Source organism: Paraburkholderia bengalensis, assembly GCF_037126505.1.
GTDB lineage: Bacteria > Pseudomonadota > Gammaproteobacteria > Burkholderiales > Burkholderiaceae > Paraburkholderia > Paraburkholderia bengalensis.
On sequence record NZ_JACFYJ010000009.1, the window covers coordinates 19,820 to 42,860 of the forward strand.

The 23,041-nt window shown below is 64.7% G+C and carries 20 protein-coding genes and 1 pseudogene; 14 read left to right on the forward strand and 7 right to left on the reverse strand.

All coding sequences use genetic code 11. The features are described 5' to 3' along the window. Positions 1-15 precede the first annotated feature (15 nt). The 4 genes and pseudogenes from H3V53_RS08180 (at position 16) to H3V53_RS08195 (ending at position 2,191) form a co-directional block, all read left to right on the forward strand. Positions 16-541: pseudogene (locus tag H3V53_RS08180) on the forward strand (YbaK/EbsC family protein). Next, positions 538-786: a DUF1289 domain-containing protein gene (locus H3V53_RS08185; protein WP_336597533.1), complete on the forward strand. Its 249-nt coding sequence runs from the start codon at positions 538-540 to the stop codon at positions 784-786. The pseudogene H3V53_RS08180 and the gene H3V53_RS08185 overlap by 4 nt, the downstream one beginning before the upstream one ends. Continuing rightward, entirely contained in the window at positions 783-1,241 is a 459-nt protein-coding gene (locus H3V53_RS08190; RefSeq protein ID WP_336597534.1) for a MaoC family dehydratase, read from the forward strand. Before H3V53_RS08185 ends, H3V53_RS08190 begins: the two co-directional genes overlap by 4 nt. Continuing rightward, on the forward strand, positions 1,238-2,191 hold the full coding sequence (locus tag H3V53_RS08195; protein WP_336597535.1) for an MBL fold metallo-hydrolase: 954 nt from the start codon (positions 1,238-1,240) through the stop codon (positions 2,189-2,191). Before H3V53_RS08190 ends, H3V53_RS08195 begins: the two co-directional genes overlap by 4 nt. 227 nt (positions 2,192-2,418) lie before the next feature. On the opposite strand, the gene H3V53_RS08200 is transcribed toward H3V53_RS08195, so the two are convergent. After that, a complete protein-coding gene (locus H3V53_RS08200) occupies positions 2,419-3,318 on the reverse strand; it encodes a DMT family transporter (protein ID WP_336597536.1) in 900 nt (299 codons plus the stop codon). Positions 3,319-3,432: 114 nt separating this feature from the next. On the opposite strand from H3V53_RS08200, the gene H3V53_RS08205 reads away from it, so the two are divergent. Beyond that, complete coding sequence (locus H3V53_RS08205) at positions 3,433-3,918, forward strand: Lrp/AsnC family transcriptional regulator (protein WP_336597537.1); 486 nt, start codon at positions 3,433-3,435, stop codon at positions 3,916-3,918. Between the two features lie 40 nt (positions 3,919-3,958). Here the strand turns inward: H3V53_RS08205 and H3V53_RS08210 are convergent, their stop codons facing one another. Further along, positions 3,959-4,849: an alpha/beta fold hydrolase gene (locus tag H3V53_RS08210; RefSeq protein WP_336597538.1), complete on the reverse strand. Its 891-nt coding sequence runs from the start codon at positions 4,847-4,849 to the stop codon at positions 3,959-3,961. A gap of 365 nt (positions 4,850-5,214) precedes the next feature. On the opposite strand from H3V53_RS08210, the gene H3V53_RS08215 reads away from it, so the two are divergent. Continuing rightward, entirely contained in the window at positions 5,215-6,174 is a 960-nt protein-coding gene (locus H3V53_RS08215) for an NAD(P)H-dependent flavin oxidoreductase (protein WP_336597539.1), read from the forward strand. 87 nt (positions 6,175-6,261) lie between these two features. Here the strand turns inward: H3V53_RS08215 and icmF are convergent, their stop codons facing one another. The 4 genes from icmF to H3V53_RS08235 all read right to left on the reverse strand — a co-directional run bounded on the left by icmF (position 6,262) and on the right by H3V53_RS08235 (position 13,175). Further along, positions 6,262-9,633 carry a fused isobutyryl-CoA mutase/GTPase IcmF gene (icmF, locus tag H3V53_RS08220; RefSeq protein WP_336597540.1) on the reverse strand — a complete coding sequence of 1,124 codons (3,372 nt, stop codon included), beginning with the start codon at positions 9,631-9,633 and terminating at the stop codon, positions 6,262-6,264. 183 nt (positions 9,634-9,816) lie between these two features. Continuing rightward, positions 9,817-10,755 (reverse strand): LysR substrate-binding domain-containing protein, encoded by a 939-nt coding sequence (locus H3V53_RS08225; RefSeq protein ID WP_054917724.1) that lies wholly within the window; start codon positions 10,753-10,755, stop codon positions 9,817-9,819. Between the two features lie 164 nt (positions 10,756-10,919). Beyond that, entirely contained in the window at positions 10,920-11,999 is a 1,080-nt protein-coding gene (locus H3V53_RS08230) for a porin (RefSeq protein WP_336597541.1), read from the reverse strand. A 519-nt stretch (positions 12,000-12,518) separates the two neighbouring features. After that, entirely contained in the window at positions 12,519-13,175 is a 657-nt protein-coding gene (locus H3V53_RS08235; RefSeq protein WP_336597542.1) for a hypothetical protein, read from the reverse strand. 552 nt (positions 13,176-13,727) lie between these two features. Here H3V53_RS08235 and H3V53_RS08240 point away from each other — a divergent pair. From H3V53_RS08240 to H3V53_RS08275, 8 genes are all read left to right on the forward strand, one after another. Further along, positions 13,728-14,750 (forward strand): bile acid:sodium symporter family protein, encoded by a 1,023-nt coding sequence (locus H3V53_RS08240; protein ID WP_336597543.1) that lies wholly within the window; start codon positions 13,728-13,730, stop codon positions 14,748-14,750. Positions 14,751-15,022: 272 nt separating this feature from the next. Next, positions 15,023-16,864 carry a phosphodiesterase gene (locus tag H3V53_RS08245; protein ID WP_336597544.1) on the forward strand — a complete coding sequence of 614 codons (1,842 nt, stop codon included), beginning with the start codon at positions 15,023-15,025 and terminating at the stop codon, positions 16,862-16,864. A gap of 360 nt (positions 16,865-17,224) precedes the next feature. Next, a complete protein-coding gene (locus tag H3V53_RS08250) occupies positions 17,225-18,211 on the forward strand; it encodes a substrate-binding domain-containing protein (RefSeq protein ID WP_054917731.1) in 987 nt (328 codons plus the stop codon). Next, on the forward strand, positions 18,208-19,470 hold the full coding sequence (locus H3V53_RS08255) for an AGE family epimerase/isomerase (protein ID WP_336597545.1): 1,263 nt from the start codon (positions 18,208-18,210) through the stop codon (positions 19,468-19,470). Before H3V53_RS08250 ends, H3V53_RS08255 begins: the two co-directional genes overlap by 4 nt. An 18-nt stretch (positions 19,471-19,488) precedes the next feature. Continuing rightward, positions 19,489-20,415 (forward strand): carbohydrate kinase family protein, encoded by a 927-nt coding sequence (locus tag H3V53_RS08260; RefSeq protein ID WP_336597546.1) that lies wholly within the window; start codon positions 19,489-19,491, stop codon positions 20,413-20,415. 208 nt (positions 20,416-20,623) lie between these two features. Beyond that, entirely contained in the window at positions 20,624-20,845 is a 222-nt protein-coding gene (locus H3V53_RS08265) for a hypothetical protein (protein ID WP_336597547.1), read from the forward strand. Between the two features lie 82 nt (positions 20,846-20,927). Next, positions 20,928-21,173 (forward strand): hypothetical protein, encoded by a 246-nt coding sequence (locus H3V53_RS08270; RefSeq protein WP_054917745.1) that lies wholly within the window; start codon positions 20,928-20,930, stop codon positions 21,171-21,173. Between the two features lie 145 nt (positions 21,174-21,318). Beyond that, a complete protein-coding gene (locus H3V53_RS08275; RefSeq protein WP_336597548.1) occupies positions 21,319-22,257 on the forward strand; it encodes an ion channel in 939 nt (312 codons plus the stop codon). Positions 22,258-22,319: 62 nt separating this feature from the next. Here H3V53_RS08275 and H3V53_RS08280 read toward each other — a convergent pair whose 3' ends face one another. Then, entirely contained in the window at positions 22,320-22,937 is a 618-nt protein-coding gene (locus H3V53_RS08280) for a glutathione S-transferase family protein (RefSeq protein WP_336597549.1), read from the reverse strand. Positions 22,938-23,041 lie beyond the last annotated feature (104 nt).

A 23,041-nucleotide genomic window follows, 5' to 3' on the forward strand; every position in this document is an offset into this window, starting at 1 on the left:
ACAGGAACGAACAACATGACGGACAACGCAACCACCCCTCACCGGCCCGATATCGATTCGCTGCCCGAGTCGGCGCGCCGCGTCGCGCTGCTGTTGCGCGAGCGCGGCCATGACGGGCAGATCGTGATGCTGCCGGAAACGGGCAAGACGTCGGCGGAAGCGGCGGCGGGCCTCGGCTGCTCGATTGCGCAGATCGCCAAGTCGATCCTGTTTCGCCGCCGCGAAGACGACGCGCCCGTGCTGATCGTCGCGAGCGGCGCGAATCGTGTCGACGAAAAAAAAGGTGGCGGCGCAGGTTGGCGACATCGCGCGCGCCGACGCGAAGTTCGTGCGCGAAAAGACGGGCTACGCAATCGGCGGCGTGTGCCCCATCGGCCACGCGACGACGCCCGTCACGCTGATCGACGCCGATCTCTTCACGCTCGACAGCCTGTGGGCAGCCGCCGGTCATCCGCACGCCGTCTTCAATCTGACGCCGCAGCAGCTGGCCGCGATGACGGGCGCGCCCGTCGTCGACGTGGCGCTGCGCGAAACGGCATGACGGCCGACACCGCGCCTAACGTCTCCGCCGCCCAACGCGGCGCGAACGTTCCGTCGCCATGCATCAACGTGTGCCGGATGAACGCGGCCACGGGCCTGTGCGACGGCTGCCTGCGGACCATCGACGAAATCGCGAGCTGGTCGTCATTCGACGACGACGCGAAGCGCGCGGTATGGGACGCCATCGAACAGCGCCACGCGGACATCATGGCGAAGCAAAACAGCACGCGCGAGGCCAACACATGAACACGCCGCCGCGCGTCGTGACGATCGGCGAGACGTTCAGCGCGACGCTGGAAGTCCCGGCGGAATCGATCAAGTCGTTCGCCACGCTCGTCAACGATCTCAACCCGCTGCATCACGACGACGCCTACGCGGCGCGAAGCCGCTTCGGCGGATTGATCGCGTCGGGCACGCAACCCACCGCGCATTTCATGGCGCTGCTCGCCACGCATTTCTCCACCTACGCGCAGCCGCTCGGACTCGAGTTCGACATCAAGCTGAAGAAAGCCGTGCACTGCGGCGACATGCTGACGATGACATGGCGCGTCGCCGGCGCGTTCTGGAAAGCCAGCCTGAACGGCGACCTCACACAGCTGGAAGGCAGTGTCGTCAACCAGCGTTCGGAAACCGTGCTGCTCGGTAAGTCGACGATACTCGTGATGCCGAAGCAAGTCGTCGAACAGGCAGGCGACGCATGAGCGCGCTGCCTGCCGCGTCGGCCGCGTCGCCTGAACGGCTGCCTGCGTCCGTGCGCGTGTTCGAGCGCGGCTGGTTGTCGTCGAACAATGTGCTGCTGGTCGACGATGCATGCGCGGCGCTCGTCGATACCGGCTACGCATCGCATGCGGCGCAAACGGTGGCGCTCGTCAGGCACGCGCTCGGCGCGCGGCCGCTCGACCTGATCGTCAACACGCATCTGCATTCCGACCACTGCGGCGGCAATGCGCAGTTGCAGGCCGCATGGCCATGCCGCACGCTGATTCCGTCGACGGAAACGGAAGCCGTGCGCGACTGGGACGAGACGCGTCTGACCTTCCGCGCGACCGGCCAATTCTGCGAACGCTTCGCCTATTCCGGCTCGATTGCGCCAGGCATGCGCGTTACGCTCGGCGCGCTCGACTGGGACGTGCTCGGCGCGCCCGGCCACGACCCGCATTCGCTGATGCTCTATTGCGCCGAACAGCGTCTGCTGATCAGCGCGGACGCGCTCTGGGAAAACGGCTTCGGTGTGATCTTTCCCGAGCTGGAGGGCGAAAGCGGTTTCGCCGAACAGCAGGCGGTGCTCGAACTGATCGGCACGCTCGATGTGAAGACGGTGATTCCCGGCCACGGCGCGCCGTTCTCCGACGTGCGCGCGGCGCTCGACCGCGCGATGTCGCGGCTCGCATGGCTGCGCGTCGATCCCGCGCGCAACGCAAAGAACGCGCTGAAAGTCTTGATCGTGTTCAGACTGCTCGACGCGCGCACATTGCCGTTCGACGCGCTGTTGCAGATGCTCGATGAAGCCAGCGTGATGCGCGCCGCCGCGTCGATGCTCCAGCCGCGCAGCGCGTGGCCTGCGCTGCTGCGCGAACTGATCGAGGGATTGACGCTCGGGAATGGTCCGCTGCGATTCGACGGCGAACAGGTCAGCGCGCGTATCGAATGATTCTTGCGTCGGACAAAATTTACGCGCAAAGCGGACGCGGAAAAAAGAAAGCCGCTCGGCTTTCAGTTCGAGCGGCGTAATTATTATTGACGTGATCAGCGTCGATTAAATGATAACCGTGCGAAGCTTTCGGACGCATCGGTGATTTCCCTACAGAATCTTAACGCCCGGGCCGAGGTCCGACGCCGCGCCTTATTCGGAATCCGTACTATCGGTATGAACTACCGTTATATCGACAAACGGCGCGCCGGCACAATGCGCCATCCGAGATTCACGCCCGCCGCCGCGAGCAGGATCAGCACCGCCCCGAACACCTGAATCCACGCGAGCTTCTGTCCGAACGCCACCCGGTCCACCACGATTGCCACCACGGGATAGATGAATGACAGCGCGCCCGTCATTGCCGTCGGCAGTTTCTGGATCGCGCCGTACAGCAGCACATACATGATCCCCGTGTTGACCACGCCGAGCGCGACGAGCTGAAGCCAGTGCGTCGCTGTCGACGGCAGCGCGTCGTACTGGACGAACGGCGCGAGCGCGACCACGCCCGTCGCCACCGTGATCAGCGCGATAAGGTGCGGCGGCGTGTTCTTCAAGTGCTTTGTGATGATCGACGACAGCGCATACAGGAACGCCGCGCTCACCGCATAAGCGACGCCTTCCAGATATTGTCCCGGCACCGCGAGCACGGCGGGCTCGACCTTCACGACGAACACCAGGCCGATGAACGCAATCGCGAGCCACGCGAGCGTCGAGGGCGTCACGCGCTCGCGGAACACCAGCGCGCCGAGCGCGACGAGCATGAACGGCTGCGTGCTGTAGACGGTCGTCGCCATCGAAATCGACGCGCGCGAGTAGGCGGCAAACAGCAGCACCCAATTCGCGACGATGGCCGCGCTGCCGAGTGCCGCGAGCCCGACCATCTTCCACGAGAACAGCTCGCGCCTGATCACGCCGAGCACGGCGCAGATCGCCAGTAACGTCGCGCCCCCGAACAGACACCGGAAAAATGCGACGTTCAGCGCCGATTGCTGCGACGAAACGACCAGCCAGCCAATCGATCCCGACATCAGCATTGCAAGCGTCATCTCGAACGCGCCGCGCCGCAACTCGTTGTTTGCTGCCATCCCTGTCTCTCCAGAACACAACCCATCGGGAGAGCAGTTTAATTAATCCGTTGAACGGATGGCATCTCTAAAATAAGGTGATCGATGTCATCGTCCTAATAAGTGAAGGTCAACATGACGAAACGCCTTACTCCCGCGTCGAAACACGCGCCCACACCGGCGGTGCTCGACGACACCGACCGCCTGCTGCTCGCCGCGCTCGCCGACGATGCCCGTCAGCCCGTCAGCGAACTGGCACGCAACGTCGGCCTGTCGGCGCCCGCCACCGCAGACCGCTTGCGCCGGCTCGACACACAGGGCGTGATCGAGCGCTTCACCGTGCAACTCGATCCGCGCGCGCTCGGCTACACGCTGCAGGCGATCGTGCGTGTCAAGCCGCTGCCCGGACAGCTGCATCTGGTGGAGGAAGTGATCCGCCGCATTCCGGAGTTCGTCGAATGCGACAAGGTGACGGGCGACGATTGCTTCATCTGCCGTCTGTATCTGCGCTCGATCGGGCAGCTCGACGTGATTTTGTCGAAAGTGACCGAGCGTGCGGAAACGAGCACTGCGATCGTCAAGTCGACGCCCGTGCCGCGGCGCTTGCCGCCGCTCGCCTGAGCGAGGGCGCGGCAACGCCCTTTACCTCGATGCTCGATCCTCAACGCTCCATGGCTTCGAAAAAAGACAGCATCTCCACGACGAGTTCGCCGGGCGCTTCCTCGGGGATGTAATGGCCGCACGGCAGCGGGCGTCCGCTGACGTCGCGCGCGACCTTGCGCCATTCGGCGATCGGCTCAAAGCATTGCTCGATCACGCCTTGCGCGCCCCACAGCACGCGCAGCGGACAGGCAATCTTGCGGCCACGTTCGATATCGGCGCGATCGTGTTCGAGATCGATCGTGGTCGACGCGCGATAGTCCTCGCACATCGCATGCACGGCGCCCGGCTGACGCAGCGCCTTGCGGTATTCGGCGAGCACATCGGGCGCGAACGGCGCGAGGCCGGCGTGACGGCTGCCCATCACGCGGTCCACGTAGACGTCGGGATTGCCTTCGATGAGCGTCTCCGGCAACGGCTCCGGCTGGATCAGGAAGAACCAGTGGAAATAGAGCGTCGCGAACGTGCGGTCGGTGGCCTCGTACATCGCGAGCGTCGGCGCGATGTCGAGCAGCATCAGGCGTTCGACGGCGTCGGGAAAATCGAGCGCCATCCGGTGCGCGACGCGCGCGCCGCGGTCGTGCGCGCAGACGAGAAAGCGCTCGTAGCCGAAGTGACGCATCACAGCAATCTGATCGGCGGCCATCGCGCATTTTGAATACGGTGTGTGCGCGGCGTCGCTCGGCGGTTTGGCCGACGCGCCGTAGCCGCGCAAGTCGGTGGCGATCACGGTGAAATGCTGGGCGAGTTCCGACACGCATCGATGCCAGATCAAATGGCTCTGCGGATGACCGTGCAACAGCAGCAAAGGCGGCCCTGCTCCGCCCTTGACGCCGTAGATTTCGACGTCGCCGGCCGCGACGCGAAACGGTGTGAACTCCGTGAAGGGCATATCGGATCTCGTTGTCGTTGTGGGTCTGGGCATTGTAGAAGCCCGACATGTCGATGCGAGTGGGATAAGCCACGCTTTCGTAGAACCTGAACACTCCTTCGAACGCCCGCATGCGCGCAATCGAGCGAAGACTCGCCTATAATCGAACGATCGTTCTCAAAATTGGTCTGAGGGTTGCGCGCCAGGCGGCGTCCGATACGCTGCGCTGAATGGGTGGATCGCCGCCTCATGACCGTTTCGGCGCCGCTTTCGTAGCCGTTTCGCCGATTTCGCCGCGCATGCCGTTGTGTCGGCGTGTCAACTCGAACTACTTTGCACAGGGCCGGAGCAAACGCTGACTTCGGCCGACACAGGAGACCCGCATCATGGCCTTGCCCGCCGTTCTGCAAAACCTTGCTCTGCCCGTCGTCGCTTCGCCGATGTTCATCGTCAGCTACCCGGAACTCGTGCTTGCCCAGTGCAAGGCGGGCATCGTCGGGTCGTTTCCGGCACTTAACGCGCGCCCCGCCGAACTGCTCGACGAATGGCTGATGCAAATCCAGGCGTCGCTTGCCGAGCACAAGGCCGCGAACCCAGATGCCTTGATCGGACCGATCGCCGTCAACCAGATCGTCCATCAGTCGAATGCGCGGCTCGAGCACGACGTGCGCGTGTGCGTCGAGCACAAGGTACCGATTTTCATCACCAGCCTGCGCGCACCCGCGCGGGAGATCGTCGATGCCGTGCATAGCTATGGCGGCATCGTGCTGCACGACGTGATCAATCTGCGTCACGCGCAAAAAGCGCTGGAGGCGGGCGTCGACGGCCTGATTCTCGTTGCAGCGGGCGCGGGCGGCCACGCGGGCACGACCTCGCCGTTCGCGCTGGTCGGCGAAGTGCGGCGCATGTTCGACGGCCCGATCGTGCTGTCCGGCTCGATTGCAAACGGCGGCTCGATTCTCGCCGCGCAGGCGATGGGCGCCGACCTCGCGTACATGGGCACGCGCTTCATCGCGACGAAAGAAGCGCACGCCGTCGAAGGCTACAAACAGGCGATCATCAACGCGAACGCCGCCGACATCGTCTACACGAACCTGTTCACGGGCGTGCACGGCAACTACATCCGCGAAAGCATCGTGAACGCGGGCCTCGATCCCGATGCGCTGCCCGAGTCGGACAAGACCAAGATGAGCTTTGCCAGCGACAAGGCGAAGGCATGGAAAGACATCTGGGGCGCAGGCCAGGGCGTGGGGCTGATGCATGACGTACCGAGCGTCGCCGAGCTGGTCGCGCGCCTGAAGGACGAATATCAGGCGGCGAAAACGCGCCTGGGTATCGGGCGCTGATTCGTATCGGGCGCTGATTCGCTCTGGCGAAAGGACGAAGGGCCGCGAGTTTGACACTCGCGGCCCTTTTGCTTCACGGCGTCGGCGTCACATGCTCCGCCGATACTGCCCGCCCACTTCGAACAGCGCGTGCGTGATCTGTCCGAGCGAACATACGCGCACCGCGTCCATCAGCACGGCGAACACGTTTTCATCGTCGATCACGGCCTGTTTCAGACGTTCGAGCATCGCGGGCGCATCGCTTTGATAGCGTGACTGGAACGCTCGCAGCCGCATCAACTGCCCCTGTTTCTCTTCTTCCGTCGAGCGCGCGAGGGCAATCGGCGGCGGGGCGTTGTGTGCATGCGCGCCAAGGAACGTGTTCACACCAACGATGGGATATGAGCCGTCGTGCTTGCGATGCTCGTACAGCATCGACTCGTCCTGAATCCGCCCGCGCTGATAGCCCGTTTCCATTGCGCCGAGCACGCCGCCGCGCTCGGTGAGCCGGTCGAACTCGGCGAGCACGGCGGCTTCGACGAGATCCGTCAGCTCGTCGATGATGAAGCTGCCCTGATTCGGGTTCTGGTTCTTCGCCAGTCCCCACTCGCGATTGATGATCAGCTGGATCGCCACCGCGCGGCGCACGGAGTCTTCCGTCGGCGTGGTGATCGCTTCGTCGAACGCATTCGTGTGCAGCGAGTTGCAGTTGTCGTAAATCGCGATCAGCGCCTGCAACGTCGTGCGGATGTCGTTGAAGTCGATTTCCTGCGCGTGCAGGCTGCGGCCCGACGTCTGCACGTGGTACTTCAGCTTCTGGCTGCGCTCGTTCGCGCCGTATCGGTCGCGCATCGCGACGGCCCAGATGCGCCGCGCGACGCGGCCGAGCACCGTGTACTCCGGGTCCATGCCGTTCGAGAAAAAGAACGACAGGTTGGGCGCGAAATCGTCGATCGCCATGCCGCGCGCCAGATACGCCTCGACGTACGTGAAGCCGTTCGCGAGCGTGTACGCAAGCTGCGAGATTGGATTCGCGCCGGCCTCGGCGATGTGATAGCCGGAAATCGATACCGAATAGAAATTGCGCACGCCGTGCTCGACGAAGTACGCCTGAATGTCGCCCATCACCTTCAGGCTGAATTCCGTCGAGAAGATGCAGGTATTCTGGCCCTGGTCCTCTTTCAGGATGTCGGCCTGCACGGTGCCGCGCACGTTTTCGAGCGCGAAGCGGCGCGCGGCGTCGAGTTCTTGCGGCGACGGCTCGCGGCCTTCCTGCTGCGCCTTTGCGCGCGCACGCGCGATCTGCTGATCGATCGCCACGTTGAAGAACATCGCGAGAATGGTCGGCGCCGGGCCGTTGATCGTCATCGACACCGAGGTTTCCGGCGCGCATAGATCGAAGCCGTCATAGAGCGTTTTCATGTCGTCGAGCGTCGCCACCGACACGCCCGAGTTGCCGACCTTACCGTAAATGTCGGGCCGCTCGTGCGGCTCCTCGCCATACAGCGTGACGGAATCGAACGCCGTCGACAGCCGCTTGGCGGGCATGCCTTCCGACAGCAGCTTGAAACGCCGGTTGGTGCGAAACGGATCACCCTCGCCTGCGAACATGCGCGTCGGGTCTTCGTTCTCGCGGCGAAACGGAAACACGCCCGCCGTGAACGGAAAGTAGCCGGGGAGATTGTCGAGCATCAGCCAGCGCAGCGTTTCGCCGGGGTCCTTGAACTTCGGCAGCGCGACCTTGCGGATTTTCGAGCCGGACAGCGTTTCGACGGTAAGCGCCGTGTGGATTTCCCTGCCGCGAATCTTCACGACCTGTTCGTCGCCGGAATAGGCGGCGACGGTTTGCGGCCATGCGTCGAGCAACGCCTTCTCACGCTCGCCGATTTGCGACGCGCGCGCGTCGATCAGCGCGCCCAACGCACCGTCGTGTTGCGCGTCCGTGCCGGACTCGTTCAGCATGCGGCGCGCTTCGTCGAGATGCCAGCGCTCGCGCACGAGTTGCGACTGCGCCTCGACGCGCTCGCGATACCCGCGCACCGTCAGCGCGACATCCGACAGATAGCGCACGCGCGCGGGCGGCACGATCGCGTTGCGGCCGGTGGAATGACGCAGTTGCTCCAGTTTCGGCAGACGGCTGTCGCTATCGCGTAAGCCAAACTCGCGCAACGCGCTTGCGACGTGTTGGTACACGGCGGTCACGCCATCGTCGTTGAAACGGGACGCAATCGTACCAAAGACAGGCATCTGGTCGACGGGCGCGGCGAACTTCTGATGGTTACGCTGAACCTGTTTGGCGACGTCGCGCAAGGCGTCGGCAGCGCCCTTGCGATCGAACTTGTTGATCGCGACGAAATCCGCGAAGTCGAGCATGTCGATCTTTTCGAGCTGGCTCGCGGCGCCGAACTCGGGCGTCATCACGTACAGCGATTTGTCCGCGTGCGGCACGATCGCGGCATCGCCCTGCCCGATGCCCGATGTCTCGACGACGATCAGATCGAAGCCCGCGAGCTTGCACGCGTCGATCGCGTCGGGCAGCGCGTCGGAGATTTCGCTCGACGCTCCGCGCGTCGCCATCGAACGCATGAAAACCCGCGCGCCGTTGCCCCAGTCGCCAATTGCATTCATGCGGATGCGATCGCCGAGCAGCGCGCCGCCCGTCTTGCGGCGCGACGGATCGATCGCGAGCACGGCGATGTTCAACGTATCGCCATGGTCGAGACGGAAACGCCGGATCAGTTCGTCGGTCAGCGACGACTTGCCCGCGCCGCCCGTGCCCGTGATGCCCAGCACAGGCACTTTTGCCTGCCCGGCGCGCGCCGCGAGTTCCGCGCGCATGCCCGGATCGAGCGCGCCGGTTTCAAGCGCGCTGATCAGTTGCGCGAGTTGGCGAAACGCGGCGATGCGCTCCGCGCCATCGAGTCCGCCGGGCGTGCGCTTGAGCGCGCGAGCGAGTTGCACCGTCGGCTCGCCGGCATGCGCGGCGTTCCGGCAACGCGCGATCATGTCGTCGATCATGCCTTGCAGCCCGAGCCGCTGGCCGTCGTGCGGGGAGTAAATGCGCTCGACGCCATAGCGTTGCAGCTCCGAGATCTCGTCGGGGACGATCACGCCGCCGCCGCCGCCGAACACCTTGATCCGTTCACCGCCGCGCTCGCGCAGCAGATCGACCAGATAGCGGAAGTACTCGACATGCCCGCCCTGATAGCTCGAGACGGCGACGCCGTCCGCGTCTTCGTGCAGCGCTGCTGTCGCGACTTCCTCGACCGAGCGGTTGTGCCCGAGGTGGATCACTTCGACGCCGCTCGCCTGCAGAATGCGCCGCATGATGTTGATCGACGCGTCGTGGCCGTCGAACAGCGCGGCGGCAGTGACGAAGCGCAGGCGCGCCGGCGGCTGCGCGGCGCCCGGCGGCTGCCCGGAACGCTGGGACGCGGGCACGTCGCCGCCGACGGGCTGGGGCGTGGAAAGATCGGTCATGTCTCCCCCGGATCGAATCGTCAAGTTCGTTCGTCGCGACTTCGCGGGTGCTCAAACCAGTATAGCGATACGACCCGATCGACCGTGCGGCGTTCAGCGGAAAGCGAAATCGGGCTGCCGGGCGCGCATTGCGCGGAGTCTGAGCATCCGCACCACGCCGCGCCCAGCCGCGCGGCGGAAAACTCATCGCACTGCAAGTTCCCGGATCTGTTCGAGCGTCGGCCAGAGCGTCTCGCTCGCAAAGCGCCCGGCGATGAAATCGACGAACGAACGCACCTTCGCCGACAGATGCCGGCGGCTCGCATAGACGACGTGGATCGGCAGCTCGCGCGGCGGCAGTTCGTCGACGAGCAGTGGCACGAGGCGACCGGCCGCCAGATCGTCGCCGATCACTTCCGTGCCGAGCAGCGCGAGCGCCGCGCCCTGCAGCACGACCACGCGCTGCGCCTCCAGATGATTGACGACGAGATTGCCCGACAGCTTCACGCGCGCAAGCTCGGCATTCGCGCCCGCCACCAGTTCCAGCGCCGACACGCCCGCGTACTGGATGAAGTTGTGGCGCGTGAGATCGGCGGCCCGCTTCGGCGCGCCGTGCCGCTCGATATATTCCGGCGACGCGCACAGCACGAGATGCGCCGTCGCCACCTGCCGCGCGATCAGCGACGACGACTTGAGCCCCAGCGGCGACGCGCGAATGGCGACATCGAAGCCCTCGTCGATCAGTTCGACGACGCGGTCCGACAGCGTGATATCGACGGTGACCTGCGGATGCCCGGTGGCGTAATCGGCGACGGCGCTCATCACGTGGCGCAGCCCGAACGCCGACAGCGACGACACGCGCAGCCGGCCTTGCGGCACGACGCTCGCCGCGCCGACTGCCTGCTCGGCCTCGTCCAGCTCGGTCAGCACCTGGCTCAGACGCTCGTAATACTCGCGGCCCGCTTCCGTCGGTGCGACGCGGCGCGTCGTGCGGTTCAGGAGCCGCGCGCCGAGCTGCTGCTCCAGATGCATCACATGCTTGCTCGCCATCGCCGCCGACATGTCCATCTTCTCGGCCGCGCCGACAAAGCTGCCGACTTCGACGACGTGGCGAAACACTTTCATGCTGACGAGGGTATCCATGGCAGTCGCTCGGAACAGGAATGAATCAGGCTGAATTCCGCGACTTTATCAAGGCACCGTCGACAATGCGCGAGCCGGGCGGGCTTCGGAAAGAAAAAAGCCCCGCCTTTCGTCCGAAAGGCGGGGCTTTGCGAAGGGGATGCCGTGGGACCGCGCTGCCGCGATCAGAACTTCGCGCGCAGGCCGACGCCCGCCGTATAACCCGACGACTGGCTCGTGTACTTGTCGTAGAGATACGCCGCATACACGTCCGTGCGCTTGGACAGCGGATAGTCGTAGCCGATGGCGGCCGACTGGTGCATCTGGTCGAGGCCGCCCGCATCGCGCGAGTACGCGTACGACGCCATCACCGTGCCCGTGCCGAGCGGCACCGATGCGCCGCCTTGCGCCGTGTTCACGTGCCAGCTGCCGACATCCTGATCGTTCTTCGTGTACATGTACTGGCCGTAGAACTTGACGAACTTCAGGTCGTACGACACGCCCAGCTGCCCCACCGACTGGCTCTTCAGGCCGGCAACCAGCGAGCCGAGGTCGGTCGGCGAGTTGTTGAAGTTGACGTACTGGAACACGCCCGTGGCCGCGAACGGTCCGTGGAAGTACAGGAACTGCGCGCTGTACTTCTTGGAGCCGTTGTGATCGGCGGAATTGCCGAGTGCATACATCGCGCTGCCCGACAGGCCGCTGAAATCGGGCGTCGAGTATTGCACCGCGTTGTTCCAGCCCGAATCGCCGACGACGCCCATGTCCGTCGTATAGGTCGGGAACGTGCCGAGGCCGAGGAACACGTGATACACGGCCGGCGAGAACACGTACGAGTCGATGAACGGATTGAAGAGGATCGTCGACACAAACAGTTGCGTCGTCAGACGGCCCGCTGTGAACGTGCCGTACGGCGATTCGATACCCACGTAGGCGTTGCGGCCGAAGAACGTGTCGCCGTCGAAGCGGCCAAACTTGCCGTTCTGCGCGCGGAAAAAGTCTTCGAGGGTGAAGATCGCCTTGTAGCCGTTGCCGAGATCCTCCGCACCCTTGATGCCCCAGTACGACGTCGACATGCCGCCGCCCGACACGTTCCACGCGGACTGGCTGCCCGGGAACTTGGTCACGCCGACCCATTCGTCGACCTGACCATACAGTTGCACGCTCGATTGCGCGAACGACGATGCCGAAGCAAGAGCCAGCGCCGCGCCGATGACGCTCGCCTTCAGGGTGGTTCTCAGCGCACGGCTGACGGTTGTATTCATGGGTTCTCCTGTCTTTGTCAAAAAGGTGTGGCTGTGCGGCGGGGCGCTCGCCGGTCCGTGTTTGTTATCCGTCTGAAACGTCGAGCCAATCTGGGCTGGACAAATCTTTGCGGACCATTTTTGCGGACAAAAATATCTGTCGTTATTGCGGGTATATGGGACTGAATAGTTTGTTGGACTTTCAGCCGGTTACTCGTTGCCCGCGCATCTTGTTTTCGCAGCGCCGCAAAACCGCGTTCACGCTTTGCAGCAAGCGCACTGGCCGTCATCGCCCGCGATGCGGCTCGCATCGCAGATGTTTTGACGCACTGCGCCAACGAAGACGGGATTTGATGACAAAAGGCCGATCGCTGACGAGCGATTTCAATAAAGTGTGGCGTGCGTACGTCACATCGCTGTCATCGAGCGGCCGGACACGGAAAGCCGAAGGAGACGGAAAAGAAATGGACCAGGCGCCTCTGCATGAGGCGGGTCAAAAGTCAGAGTGGGATCAGACGTGGTTCAGAACAGAACCAGGGATCAGTTGCGATACGGCGAAACGGAAGGGACGCGCGGCGAATCGCCAGGCGGACGCGGAATCTGACGGGATGCACCGCGCTCTTCGTTGTATCGCGCGACGTCGTCGCGGATCGAACCGACATGCGCCGATTGCGCATTGGCGGGCGGGCGCGGCACGTTGCGCGTGTCGGTGCTGATGGGCGTGATGGCGCCGGCGTATTGCGTGCCGACGTATTGTGCTGCCGGACGATTGCGATAGACGTCGGCGGGGAGCGCCATGCGCTGCGCGCTGTAGCCCGAGGCGTTGGCGCCGTAGACGCGTCCCGCGAATGCGTCGTTCGGGCCCGCGCGCTCTGCCGGGTTGGCGCGCGCGCGTTGGGGTGCGTCATTGCGCGCAAATTTGCCCGCGCGGTTCGCCGCCGCCATGCCGCTCGGCGCCCTGCGCGAAAGGCTTGCCCGAGGCACCGGATTGCCGTGGACCGGGCCGCCAAAAGACGAACCCACCGACGATCCCCACGACGAACCATGCGGCGAGCCGTGGAAAACCGAACCGCCGCTGAACAAGCCATGTCCTTCATGACCGACGAAGGCCGGCTTCGCATAGGCGAGCGAGGTCAGGGCCACGATCAGCGCGCCCGTCATCCACCATTTGATCCTCGACAGCCCTACATGCACCATGTTTCACCTGCCCGACGACCTGCCTGAGAGCCCGCCGTTCGAGCTACGGCTGGGCTGATTCCGGGGCAAACGCGAATCTGGAAACCTGCGTCGCGCGATACCTTCGCGCAATACCCCAACGGCCTTCGAACAGTAATTTATGGGCACCCCACAGGGGTGTCGAGCCAAAATATGTTAGGTCGTCGGCACTCTTGTAACGCATTGTTACTGCGACGTTTTTTCGCCACAGGTGCCTTGCGGATCGAGGGGAAAAAACGCTGCGCCAAAGTGCTTCGAACAACTGATTTCGTCTGATCAGAAGGCGCGAAAAATGCTGCATTGCGAAGTTTTCGTCTGAGCATTGCGTGTGCCGATGACGTGGCGGTGCGCCGCCCATGCCGATGCGAACGCAACCATTGCCACACCGCGCTTTCATGCGTCAAAGTAATTAATCAATTCGGCAAATGAATTTGCTTTTTCAATCGCTTTGCGTCGACAATAGCAAGCTGTAGGCATGGCGCTCGCTGCGCGCCTATTCGCATCATTACCGCCTCCCCGCATCGAGATCGTAAGATGGCCCGTCCCAAGCTCCTTCCCGACAACTTCACGCTTTGCCTGATCAGCACGGTGGTTCTGGCGAGCCTGCTCCCCGTTCGCGGCCAGGCGGCGATGGCATTCAACTGGGTCACGGACATCGCGGTGGGGCTGCTGTTTTTCCTGCACGGCGCCAAGCTGTCCCGCGAGGCGATCATCGCAGGCGCGACGCACTGGCGCCTGCATCTCGTTGTCCTGTTAAGCACCTTCGCGCTCTTTCCGGTGCTCGGGCTCGTACTCAAACCGCTTCTTTCGCCCCTCGTGACGCCTGCGCTCTACGCCGGCATCCTGTTCCTCTGCACGCTGCCGTCGACGGTTCAGTCGTCGATTGCGTTCACGTCGATCGCCAAGGGCAACGTACCCGCCGCCGTTTGCAGCGCGTCCGCGTCCAGCCTGCTCGGCATCTTCATCACGCCGGCGCTCGTCAGCCTGGTCGTCTCGAACCAGGCCGCGAGCGGCGCCTCGCCGTGGCACACCGTCTGGAACATCGTGCTGCAACTGCTGGTGCCGTTCGTGGCCGGGCAATTGCTGCGGCCGATGATCGGCGGGTGGATCGAGCGCAACCGCGCCGTGCTGAAGTTCGTCGATCAGGGCTCGATCCTGCTGGTGGTCTACGCGGCGTTCAGCGAGGCCCTCAACGAAGGACTGTGGCATCAGATTCCGCTTGCCGCGCTGGGCGGTCTGCTGGTGGTATGCGTGGTGCTGCTGGCGCTCGCGCTTGTCGTGACCATGTTTGTCAGCCGGCGCCTCGGCTTTAGCCGAGCCGATCAGATCACGATTATTTTCTGCGGCTCGAAGAAGAGCCTCGCCGCAGGCGTGCCGATGGCCAAGGTGATTTTCGCCACGCACGCCGTGGGCGCCGTCGTGCTGCCGCTGATGCTCTTCCATCAGATCCAGCTGATGGTGTGCGCTGCGCTCGCGCAGCGCTGGGGCGCCCGCGACGTCAGCGCCGAAAAGCGCGCCGCGCAAAAAGGTACGACGGCGGCTGTGTCGCGCCGTTAGGCTTGCTTCGAATGAAACCAGATTCATGAGCGCTCTCCCTGAGTGCTTGTCGTGAGAGCCGCCTCTGGGCGGCTTTTTGCTATTTCAGCCCTGAATCCGCTCGCCGTCGCCTCGGCTCGACGGCATAGGACAAACGCATAGCCCGCTCCCATCCCAGATAGTCAAAAAGCGCGCAGCACGCACCGCAACGGTGCCAGTCGTCATTAAAAATTCATTTAATTTCAGCGCCTTGCTGCCGATAAGCCGACGGTCCAATGCTCCCGCCGTGCCTCATGTCCCAACGCTCGCCGCTCCCCGCTCCTGCGCTGCGCATCGTCGATCTGATTGCGCAACGTAAGCTGTCCGCCGTCTTTCAGCCGATCGTCGATTTCGAAGCGGGCGCGATTCTCGGCTACGAAGGGCTGATCCGCGGTCCGGCCGGTACCGCGCTGGAGACGCCGTATGCGCTGTTCGCGCAAGCCGCTGCCGAAGGCAGCGTGATCGCGCTGGAGCGCGCGGCCGCGTGCACGTGCATCGAGGCGTTCGCGCAGCTTGCGTGCGAAGGCAAGCTGTTCCTGAATTTCAGTGCAGGCGGGATCCGCCAGCTCGCCGACGACCGCGACGGCACGTTCGTCATGCTGCGCGACCTGGGCGTCGATGCGGAGCGCATCGTGATCGAGCTGACCGAGCAGAGCGCGATTCCCGACGTCGCCAGCTTCTTGCCCGCGATCTCCGTGCTGCGCACGGCGGGCGCCCAGTTCGCGCTCGACGATTACGGCACAGCCAACGCCAGCATGAACCTGTGGGTGCGGCTGAAACCGGACATGGTGAAGCTCGACCGCTTCTTCATTCACGACATCGCCAGTGATCCGCTCAAGTTCGAAGCCGTCAAGGCGATGCAGCACTTCGCGGCGGCGAGCGGCGCGCGGCTCGTGGCCGAGGGCATCGAGAACGAGGCGGACCTGATCGTCGTGCGCGACATGGGCATCACGTGCGGACAGGGCTATTTCTTCGGCAAGCCGCTCGCGCAGCCGCCGCGCGCCGTCCCCGACGCTGCCCGCGAGGCGCTGCGCGCCGGCCACATCGCCGTATTCCCGGAAGCCACGCGCACGGTGAGCGCGTCGCCGTCTGGCGGCATGGCGTCGGCGAAGATGGTCGTGCACGCGCCCGCGCTGCCGCGCGAGGCCACTAACAACGACGTGCTCGAACTCTTCAACCGACTGCCGAACCTGCATGCCGTGGCCGTCGTCGAGCACGACGTGCCCATCGCGCTGATCAACCGGCGCGCATTCATGGACCGCTACGCCCTGCCGTATCACCGCGAGCTGTTCGGCAAGCGGCCGTGCATGCTGTTCGCGAACGCGTCGCCCGTCGTGATCGAAAAGTCGATGACGGTCGAAGACATGGCCAAGCTGCTCGCCAGCGACGACCAGCGCTATCTCGCGGACGGCTTCGTCATCACCGACGAGGGCAAGTACGTCGGTCTGGGCACGGGCGAAAGCCTCGTGCGCGCGGTGACGGAGGTGCGCATCGAGGCGGCCCGCTATGCCAATCCCCTCACCTTCCTGCCCGGCAACATTCCCATCAGCTCGCACATCACGCGGCTGCTCGGCCACGACGCCGGCTTCTGCGCGTGCTACGTCGACCTGAACCACTTCAAGCCGTTCAACGACCAGTACGGCTATTGGCAAGGTGACGAAGTGCTGAAGTTCGCCGCGCACGTGCTCGCGCAAGTGTGCGATCCGACGCGCGATTTTCTCGGGCACGTCGGCGGCGACGACTTCCTGATCCTGTTCCAGAGCGACGACTGGCACGAGCGCGCACAACGCGCCATCCAGCTGTTCAACGACGGCGCGCAACGTTTCTACGCGCCGGGCGATCGGCTCGCGGGCGGCATCCACGGCGAGGACCGGCGCGGCAACCCGACGTTTTTCGGTTTCGTGACGATGGCGATCGGCTGCGTGCACGTCCTGCCGCAAACCGGCGACGCGATGTACAGCAGCGAGGACATCGCGTCGGTGGCCGCGCTTGCGAAGCGTCGCGCGAAGAGCGAGCCTTTCGGCCTCGTGCTAGTCGAGTTCGAAGAAAGCCAGGCCTTGCTGCAGGGCCGCACGTCCGCCGCCCTGATCGACTGAGCCAATCATCGGCGGCAGCGAAACGCGCCGCCGCGACGCGTCCCTGTCACGACGCGCGGTCGCCCTGCTGGATTGCACGTTTTCCCTCCGCGGATTCCCGTCCGCCGCGCGCCGCCCGCGCGGCGTGCTGCGCCGCGCACGCGCCGTCGGCGAGACAGCAGCTCGATCGTTTCGATTCATGCATCGAGCGGAACGTTTAGTGAATTTTACTAAACACACGCGGTCCGTTGCCTGCGCCTATATACGGGTATCTACGCGTACCGGATGCAGTCAGATCGGGATGTCGGCGAGCCGTTTTACTATACAATCACCCGAACCTGAACTCCGCCGCGGCGCACCCGCTTGCCGCCGTTTTTCCTGATGGCCACTACCATCCGCGACGTCGCCCGCGCGGCCAGCGTGTCGATCGGCACTGTCTCGCGCGCGCTGAAAAACCAGCCAGGGCTGTCGGAATCGACGCGCGAGCGCGTCGTCGAAACTGCTCGCCGGCTCGGCTACGATTCCGCGCAGCTGCGTCCACGCATCCGCCGGCTCACGTTCCTGCTCCATCGTCATCACAACAACTTCGCCGTGAGCCCGTTCTTCTCGCACGTGCTGCACGGTGTCGAAGACGCGTGCCGCGAGCGCGGCATCGTTCCGTCCGTGCTGACGGCCGGCCCCACGGAAGACGTGGTCCAGCAGATGCGCCTGCACGCGCCCGACGCGATCGCCGTGGCCGGCTTCGTCGAGCCGGAAACGCTGACGACGCTCGCCGCGATGCAGCGCCCGCTGGTGCTGATCGACCTGTGGGCGCCGAACCTGCGCTCGGTGAATCTCGACAACCAGGCGGGCGCCGCGCTCGCGATGCAGCATCTGTTCGCGCAGGGCCGCAAGCGCATCGCGTTCATCGGCGGGTCGCTTGCGCATTACAGCATCGCGCAGCGCGCGCTGGGCTACCGGCGCGCGTTCTTCGATGCCGGGCTGCTGTTCGATCCGTCGCTGGAACTGACGATCGACGCGGGCCTCGACCCCGATTCCGGCGCCGCGCTCGCAATGGAGCAACTGCTCGACCGTCCCGGCCCGCGCCCCGACGCCGTCTTCGCCTACAACGACCTCGCCGCGCTCGCCGCGCTGCGCGTGTGTCTCGCGCGCGGCGTGCGCGTGCCGGACGACATCGCGATCGTCGGCTTCGACGACATTCCCGCCGCCGCGCATGCGCGCCCGCCGCTCACGACGATCGCCGTCGACAAGGAAGCGCTCGGCCGCCGCGGCGTCGAACTGCTGCTCGAAGACGCGCCGCCCGCACTCGACATCCGCATTCCGGTCCAACTCGTTGTCCGTGCCAGCACCTCGGTGAATACGCCATGAAACAACCCGACACGACTCTTTCGAACAACACCGCCACCCACGAGGCCCCGCCCGTCGAGAGTTTCCGCGACGGCGCGTTTCTGCTGTCGCACATCGAGGACACGTTGCGCTTCTACGCGCCCAACGTGCTCGATCCGAGCGGCGGCTTCTTTCACTTTTTCCGCGACGACGGCTCGATCTACAACCGCACCGCGCGCCACCTCGTCAGCAGTTGCCGCTACGTCTTCAACTACGCGATGGCGTACCGCCAGTTCGGCGATCCGCAGCATCTGGAATACGCGCAGCACGGCCTGAAGTTCCTGCGCGACGGCCACTGGGACGCGCATCATCAGGGCTACGACTGGGAAATCGACTGGCGCGACGGCCACCGGCGCACGCTCGACGCGACGCGCCACTGCTACGGCCTCGCGTTCGTGCTGCTCGCCTACGCGCACGCCGCGATGGCGGGCATCGAAGAAGCGAAGCCGATGATCGCCGCGACGTTCGAACTGATGGAGCACCGCTTCTGGGACCCGGCCGCCGGTCTCTACGCCGACGAAGCCACGGCCGACTGGCGCGTGAGTTCGTATCGCGGCCAGAACGCGAACATGCACACTACCGAAGCGCTGCTCGCCGCGTACGAAGCGACGGGCCACCTCGTGTATCTGGACCGTGCCGAACGCGTCGCGACCAACATCACGCTGCGTCAGGCGAAGCTGTCGCAAGGACTCGTGTGGGAGCACTTTCACGCGGACTGGTCGGTGGACTGGCACTACAACGAGGAAGACAGCTCGAACATCTTCCGCCCGTGGGGTTTCCAGCCCGGCCATCAGACGGAATGGGCAAAGCTGCTGCTGATTCTCGAGCGGCATCGTCCGCTGCCGTGGCTGCTGCCGCGCGCCCTCGAACTGTTCGACGCCGCGATGACCCACGCGTGGGACAACGATCACGGCGGCCTTTACTACGGCTTCGGCCCGGACCGCACGGTTTGCGATCACGACAAATACTTCTGGGTGCAGGCCGAGACGTTCGCTACCGCGGCGCTGCTCGGCAAGCGCACCGGCAACGAACGCTTCTGGGACTGGTACGACGAGATCTGGCGTTACAGCTGGACGCATTTCGTCGATCATCGCTACGGCGCGTGGTATCGCATCCTGACGTGCGACAACCGCAAGTACAGCGACGAAAAGAGCCCGGCCGGCAAGACCGACTATCACACGATGGGCGCCTGCTACGAAGTGCTGCACCATGCGTTGCAGCCTTCGGGCGCGTCCGCATAACCTGGTAGGGTGAGCAAAATGAACGCGAGTCCCGAATTTCCCGCTGAGTATCCTGACTTCGTTTCCGCCGGCGACATCCTCACCGATCTCGTGCGCACGGGCCCGGCCAGCTGGCTGTCCGTGCCGGGCGGCGCAGGCTGGAACGTCGCGCGCGCCGTCGCGCGGCTCGGTCTGCCGACGGCCTGCGCCGGATCACTCGGTGTCGACAATTTCTCCGACGATCTGTGGAACGCGAGCGTCGCCGCCGGTCTCGACATGCGCTTCATGCAGCGCGTCGAGCGTGCGCCGCTGCTGGCCGTCGTGCATCAGACGCATCCGCCTGCGTACTTCTTCATGGGCGACAACAGCGCGGACCTCGCGTTCGATCCGTCGAAGCTGCCCGAAGGCTGGATGTCGCATGTGAAATGGGCGCACTTCGGCTGCATCAGCCTCGTGCGCCAGCCGCTTGGCGCGACGCTCGCCAGACTCGCCGCCGAACTGCGCGCGCGCGGCGTGAAGATCAGCTTCGATCCGAACTACCGCAACCTGATGGCGCACGGCTACGAGCCGACCTTGCGGCACATGGCGTCGCTGGCCGATCTGATCAAGGTGTCCGACGAAGACCTGCGCCTGCTGTTCAAGACGGACGACGAAGCCGCCGCCCTCACGCAGCTTCGCGCGATGAACCCGAAGGCGATCGTGCTCGTCACGCGCGGCTCCGAGCAGGCGACGCTGATCGACGGCGACCAGACCTTCGAGGCGCGGCCGCCGCGCGTGGCCGTCGCGGACACCGTGGGCGCGGGCGACGCGTCGATCGGCGGGCTGCTGTTCAGCCTGATGACGGCGCCGCAGCGCAAGTGGAACGAGCATCTTGCGTTCTCGCTCGCAGCGGGCGCGGCGGCGTGCCGTCATTCGGGCGCGCATTCGCCGACGCTCGATGAAGTGGTATCGCTGCTGCAGGATTGAGCTAGCTACCTTGTCCTGAAGCCGGCTCAAAAGACGCTCCGATAAACGGGCGCAAGAGGTTGCCAGAGCAAGCGCCGGACCGGCCCTTTCGCCACCGGCGCGGCGACGCGCGAGCCCGCTTTTACGTCCCGAAAGGGTGCAGAAGGCCGACATGTGAGCGTCGAAATCGCGTGCTAGGATGGAATCTCCCCCTTGCAGGAGATGCATCATGGAGGACGTCACCTACACCAAAGGTCTCTATACGGCGACGGCAACCGTCCGGCCGGTAGATGGCGGGCAGTATCAGGGCGTCGTTGCGCTCTCGCGCGACGAGGGCGACGAGACGGAGGACACCGTCTACGAAGTCGAAGCCACCTCGGCGACAGCCGACGAAGCGCTCGAAGAAGCCAAGGCGCTGGCCCACAGAATTCTCGGCGAGATCGAACTCTAGGGCTCTTTGCGCAAACGAGGCACGGCGCGTCCGCCGCGCGCCGCGCCCACGGTCTTTTCATGTCGAACAGGCGGAGGCGATCATGGCAGAACCGCTCTTTCTCTACGGCGTGTATTCGATACACGTGCGTCCACTCGAGCTGCAAGGCGCGCGCTGGGACGCAGAATACGAAATCCGGCATCGCGATCACCCTGTGCAGCACTGGACGACCGTGGGTGGCGACACAGGATTTGCGACGGCGGCCGAAGCCGTCGAAACCGCGCACCAGCAAGCCGTGGCCGACATCGAACACGGCGCAGGCGTGCCGAAGCCGCGCGCGTTTCCGTGATCGCGCAGGCGGTCGGGCCGCCTGACACGACGCATTGCCGCTTCTGACGTAGCGGCCGGGCTACACTAGCTACCGCAGCGGGCGCTGCGCGTCACGGCTGCGCCGCCACGCTGCGAGACCCACTCGTCAGCAGAACAGAAAAAGAATGAGCGCGACCCCGCCTGAATTCAACGACTATCCCGCACGCAAAAGTCGCATCGCCGATCGCAAGATTCGCATGCGCTCCCATACCGTCATCGTGCACGGCTTGCCGCTGCGCGTCTGGCAAGACCTGTATCACCGCGCGCTGACCATCAGCTGGCCCGTGTTCTTCACGTCGCTCGCCGTCCTGTTCCTGCTGCTGAACTCGATGTTCGCGTCGCTCTACGAACTGGGCGGCGCGTCGATCGCGAACCAGAATCCCAAGGGTTTCGCGGGCGCGTTCTTCTTCAGCGTCGAGACGCTCGCCACCGTTGGCTACGGCGACATGCATCCGCAGACGTTCTACGCGCATCTCGTCGCGACGCTCGAAATCTTCATCGGCATGTCGGGCATCGCGCTGGCCACGGGTCTGATCTTCGCGCGCTTCTCGCGGCCGCGCGCGAAGATCATGTTCTCGCGCTTCGCGATCGTGCGCCCCATCGACGGACGCACGACGCTGATGGTGCGCACGGCCAACGCGCGGCAGAACGTGATCGTCGAAGCGCGCGCGCGGCTGCGGTTGATGCGCCTTGAGCAGTCGAGCGAAGGCTACGTGCTGCGCAAGATCTACGACCTCAAGCTGGTGCGCGACCAGCAGCCGATGTTCTATCTGGGCTGGAACCTGATGCACGTGATTGACGAAGCAAGCCCGCTGCACGGTCAAACGGCCGAGAGCCTTGGCGCGCAGGACGCCTCGCTGCTGATCACGATTGAAGGCTCCGACGAGAACACCTCGCAGACCATGCAGGCGCGCTACTCGTGGCCGAGCGACGACATTCGCTGGCAATACCGCTTCGTCGATCTGATCCGCGAAGAGAACGGCGTGAGCCACATCGACTACACGCACTTCGACGACGTCGAACCGCTACGTCCAGCCGATCTGCAACAACAGCCGACAGGCTGACGCGCTTCTCCCGCCCGCAGCCAAAGCCAAAGCCAAAGCCGAAGCCAAAGCCGAAGCCGACGCTACTTCGCCACTTTCAGCGCATCGGTTTCCCGTTGTTCGATGGCCATTGCGCGCGCATGCGCGTCGCGCGCAATGGCCCGCTCGACGTATTCGCCGATGCGCCCCGACGGTTCCAGCAACTTCGCGATAAACGCGATTTGCAGCGTGCTCGCCAGCAGCAGATCCGCGGCCGAAAAGCGCGCGCCTAGCAGCCACTCGCCTTCGTCGAGCGCCATGTCGATCGCGGCTTTCACACGCTCCAGACTGCCCCAGCCGAAGCTGAACGAATTGCCCGATGCGCCCGTCAGTTTTTCGGCCATCGCAGGCTCGAGACAGCCCGGCGTGAAGAAGAGCCATTGCAGGAACCGCCCGCGCGACGGATCACCGACGGGTGCGCCAAGACCGGCCTGCGGAAAACGGTCGGCCAGATACAGCAGCACCGCGCCCGATTCGGCGACCTGCACGCCGGCGTCGTCGAGCGCGGGCAGCTTGCACATCGGATTGACGTGGTGGAAATCGGTGGTGTCCTGCTCGCCGGCGCGGAGGTTCACCCGCGCGAGTTCGTACGGCGCGCCGATCTCTTCGAGCATCCACAGCGCACGGAACGCGCGCGTCTTCGGCCAGTAATACAGTTTCATCGCCCGTCTCCCGGTTGCGGTGGTTGCAAAGCGCAGTCGGGATAGCGTAACGCAATGGCAAGCCGGGCGCGCCTCGTCCAAACGGCCTAAGAGCGGCCAAAGAG

Excerpts from the sequence above, each read along its gene's own strand:
- H3V53_RS08185 (WP_336597533.1), top strand. The coding sequence starts at position 538 with ATGACGGCCGACACCGCGCCTAACGTCTCCGCCGCCCAACGCGGCGCG.
- H3V53_RS08190 (WP_336597534.1), top strand. The coding sequence starts at position 783 with ATGAACACGCCGCCGCGCGTCGTGACGATCGGCGAGACGTTCAGCGCG.
- H3V53_RS08195 (WP_336597535.1), top strand. The coding sequence starts at position 1,238 with ATGAGCGCGCTGCCTGCCGCGTCGGCCGCGTCGCCTGAACGGCTGCCT.
- H3V53_RS08200 (WP_336597536.1), bottom strand. The coding sequence starts at position 3,318 with ATGGCAGCAAACAACGAGTTGCGGCGCGGCGCGTTCGAGATGACGCTT.
- H3V53_RS08205 (WP_336597537.1), top strand. The coding sequence starts at position 3,433 with ATGACGAAACGCCTTACTCCCGCGTCGAAACACGCGCCCACACCGGCG.
- H3V53_RS08210 (WP_336597538.1), bottom strand. The coding sequence starts at position 4,849 with ATGCCCTTCACGGAGTTCACACCGTTTCGCGTCGCGGCCGGCGACGTC.
- H3V53_RS08215 (WP_336597539.1), top strand. The coding sequence starts at position 5,215 with ATGGCCTTGCCCGCCGTTCTGCAAAACCTTGCTCTGCCCGTCGTCGCT.
- icmF (WP_336597540.1), bottom strand. The coding sequence starts at position 9,633 with ATGACCGATCTTTCCACGCCCCAGCCCGTCGGCGGCGACGTGCCCGCG.
- H3V53_RS08225 (WP_054917724.1), bottom strand. The coding sequence starts at position 10,755 with ATGGATACCCTCGTCAGCATGAAAGTGTTTCGCCACGTCGTCGAAGTC.
- H3V53_RS08230 (WP_336597541.1), bottom strand. The coding sequence starts at position 11,999 with ATGAATACAACCGTCAGCCGTGCGCTGAGAACCACCCTGAAGGCGAGC.
- H3V53_RS08235 (WP_336597542.1), bottom strand. The coding sequence starts at position 13,175 with ATGGTGCATGTAGGGCTGTCGAGGATCAAATGGTGGATGACGGGCGCG.
- H3V53_RS08240 (WP_336597543.1), top strand. The coding sequence starts at position 13,728 with ATGGCCCGTCCCAAGCTCCTTCCCGACAACTTCACGCTTTGCCTGATC.
- H3V53_RS08245 (WP_336597544.1), top strand. The coding sequence starts at position 15,023 with ATGTCCCAACGCTCGCCGCTCCCCGCTCCTGCGCTGCGCATCGTCGAT.
- H3V53_RS08250 (WP_054917731.1), top strand. The coding sequence starts at position 17,225 with ATGGCCACTACCATCCGCGACGTCGCCCGCGCGGCCAGCGTGTCGATC.
- H3V53_RS08255 (WP_336597545.1), top strand. The coding sequence starts at position 18,208 with ATGAAACAACCCGACACGACTCTTTCGAACAACACCGCCACCCACGAG.
- H3V53_RS08260 (WP_336597546.1), top strand. The coding sequence starts at position 19,489 with ATGAACGCGAGTCCCGAATTTCCCGCTGAGTATCCTGACTTCGTTTCC.
- H3V53_RS08265 (WP_336597547.1), top strand. The coding sequence starts at position 20,624 with ATGGAGGACGTCACCTACACCAAAGGTCTCTATACGGCGACGGCAACC.
- H3V53_RS08270 (WP_054917745.1), top strand. The coding sequence starts at position 20,928 with ATGGCAGAACCGCTCTTTCTCTACGGCGTGTATTCGATACACGTGCGT.
- H3V53_RS08275 (WP_336597548.1), top strand. The coding sequence starts at position 21,319 with ATGAGCGCGACCCCGCCTGAATTCAACGACTATCCCGCACGCAAAAGT.
- H3V53_RS08280 (WP_336597549.1), bottom strand. The coding sequence starts at position 22,937 with ATGAAACTGTATTACTGGCCGAAGACGCGCGCGTTCCGTGCGCTGTGG.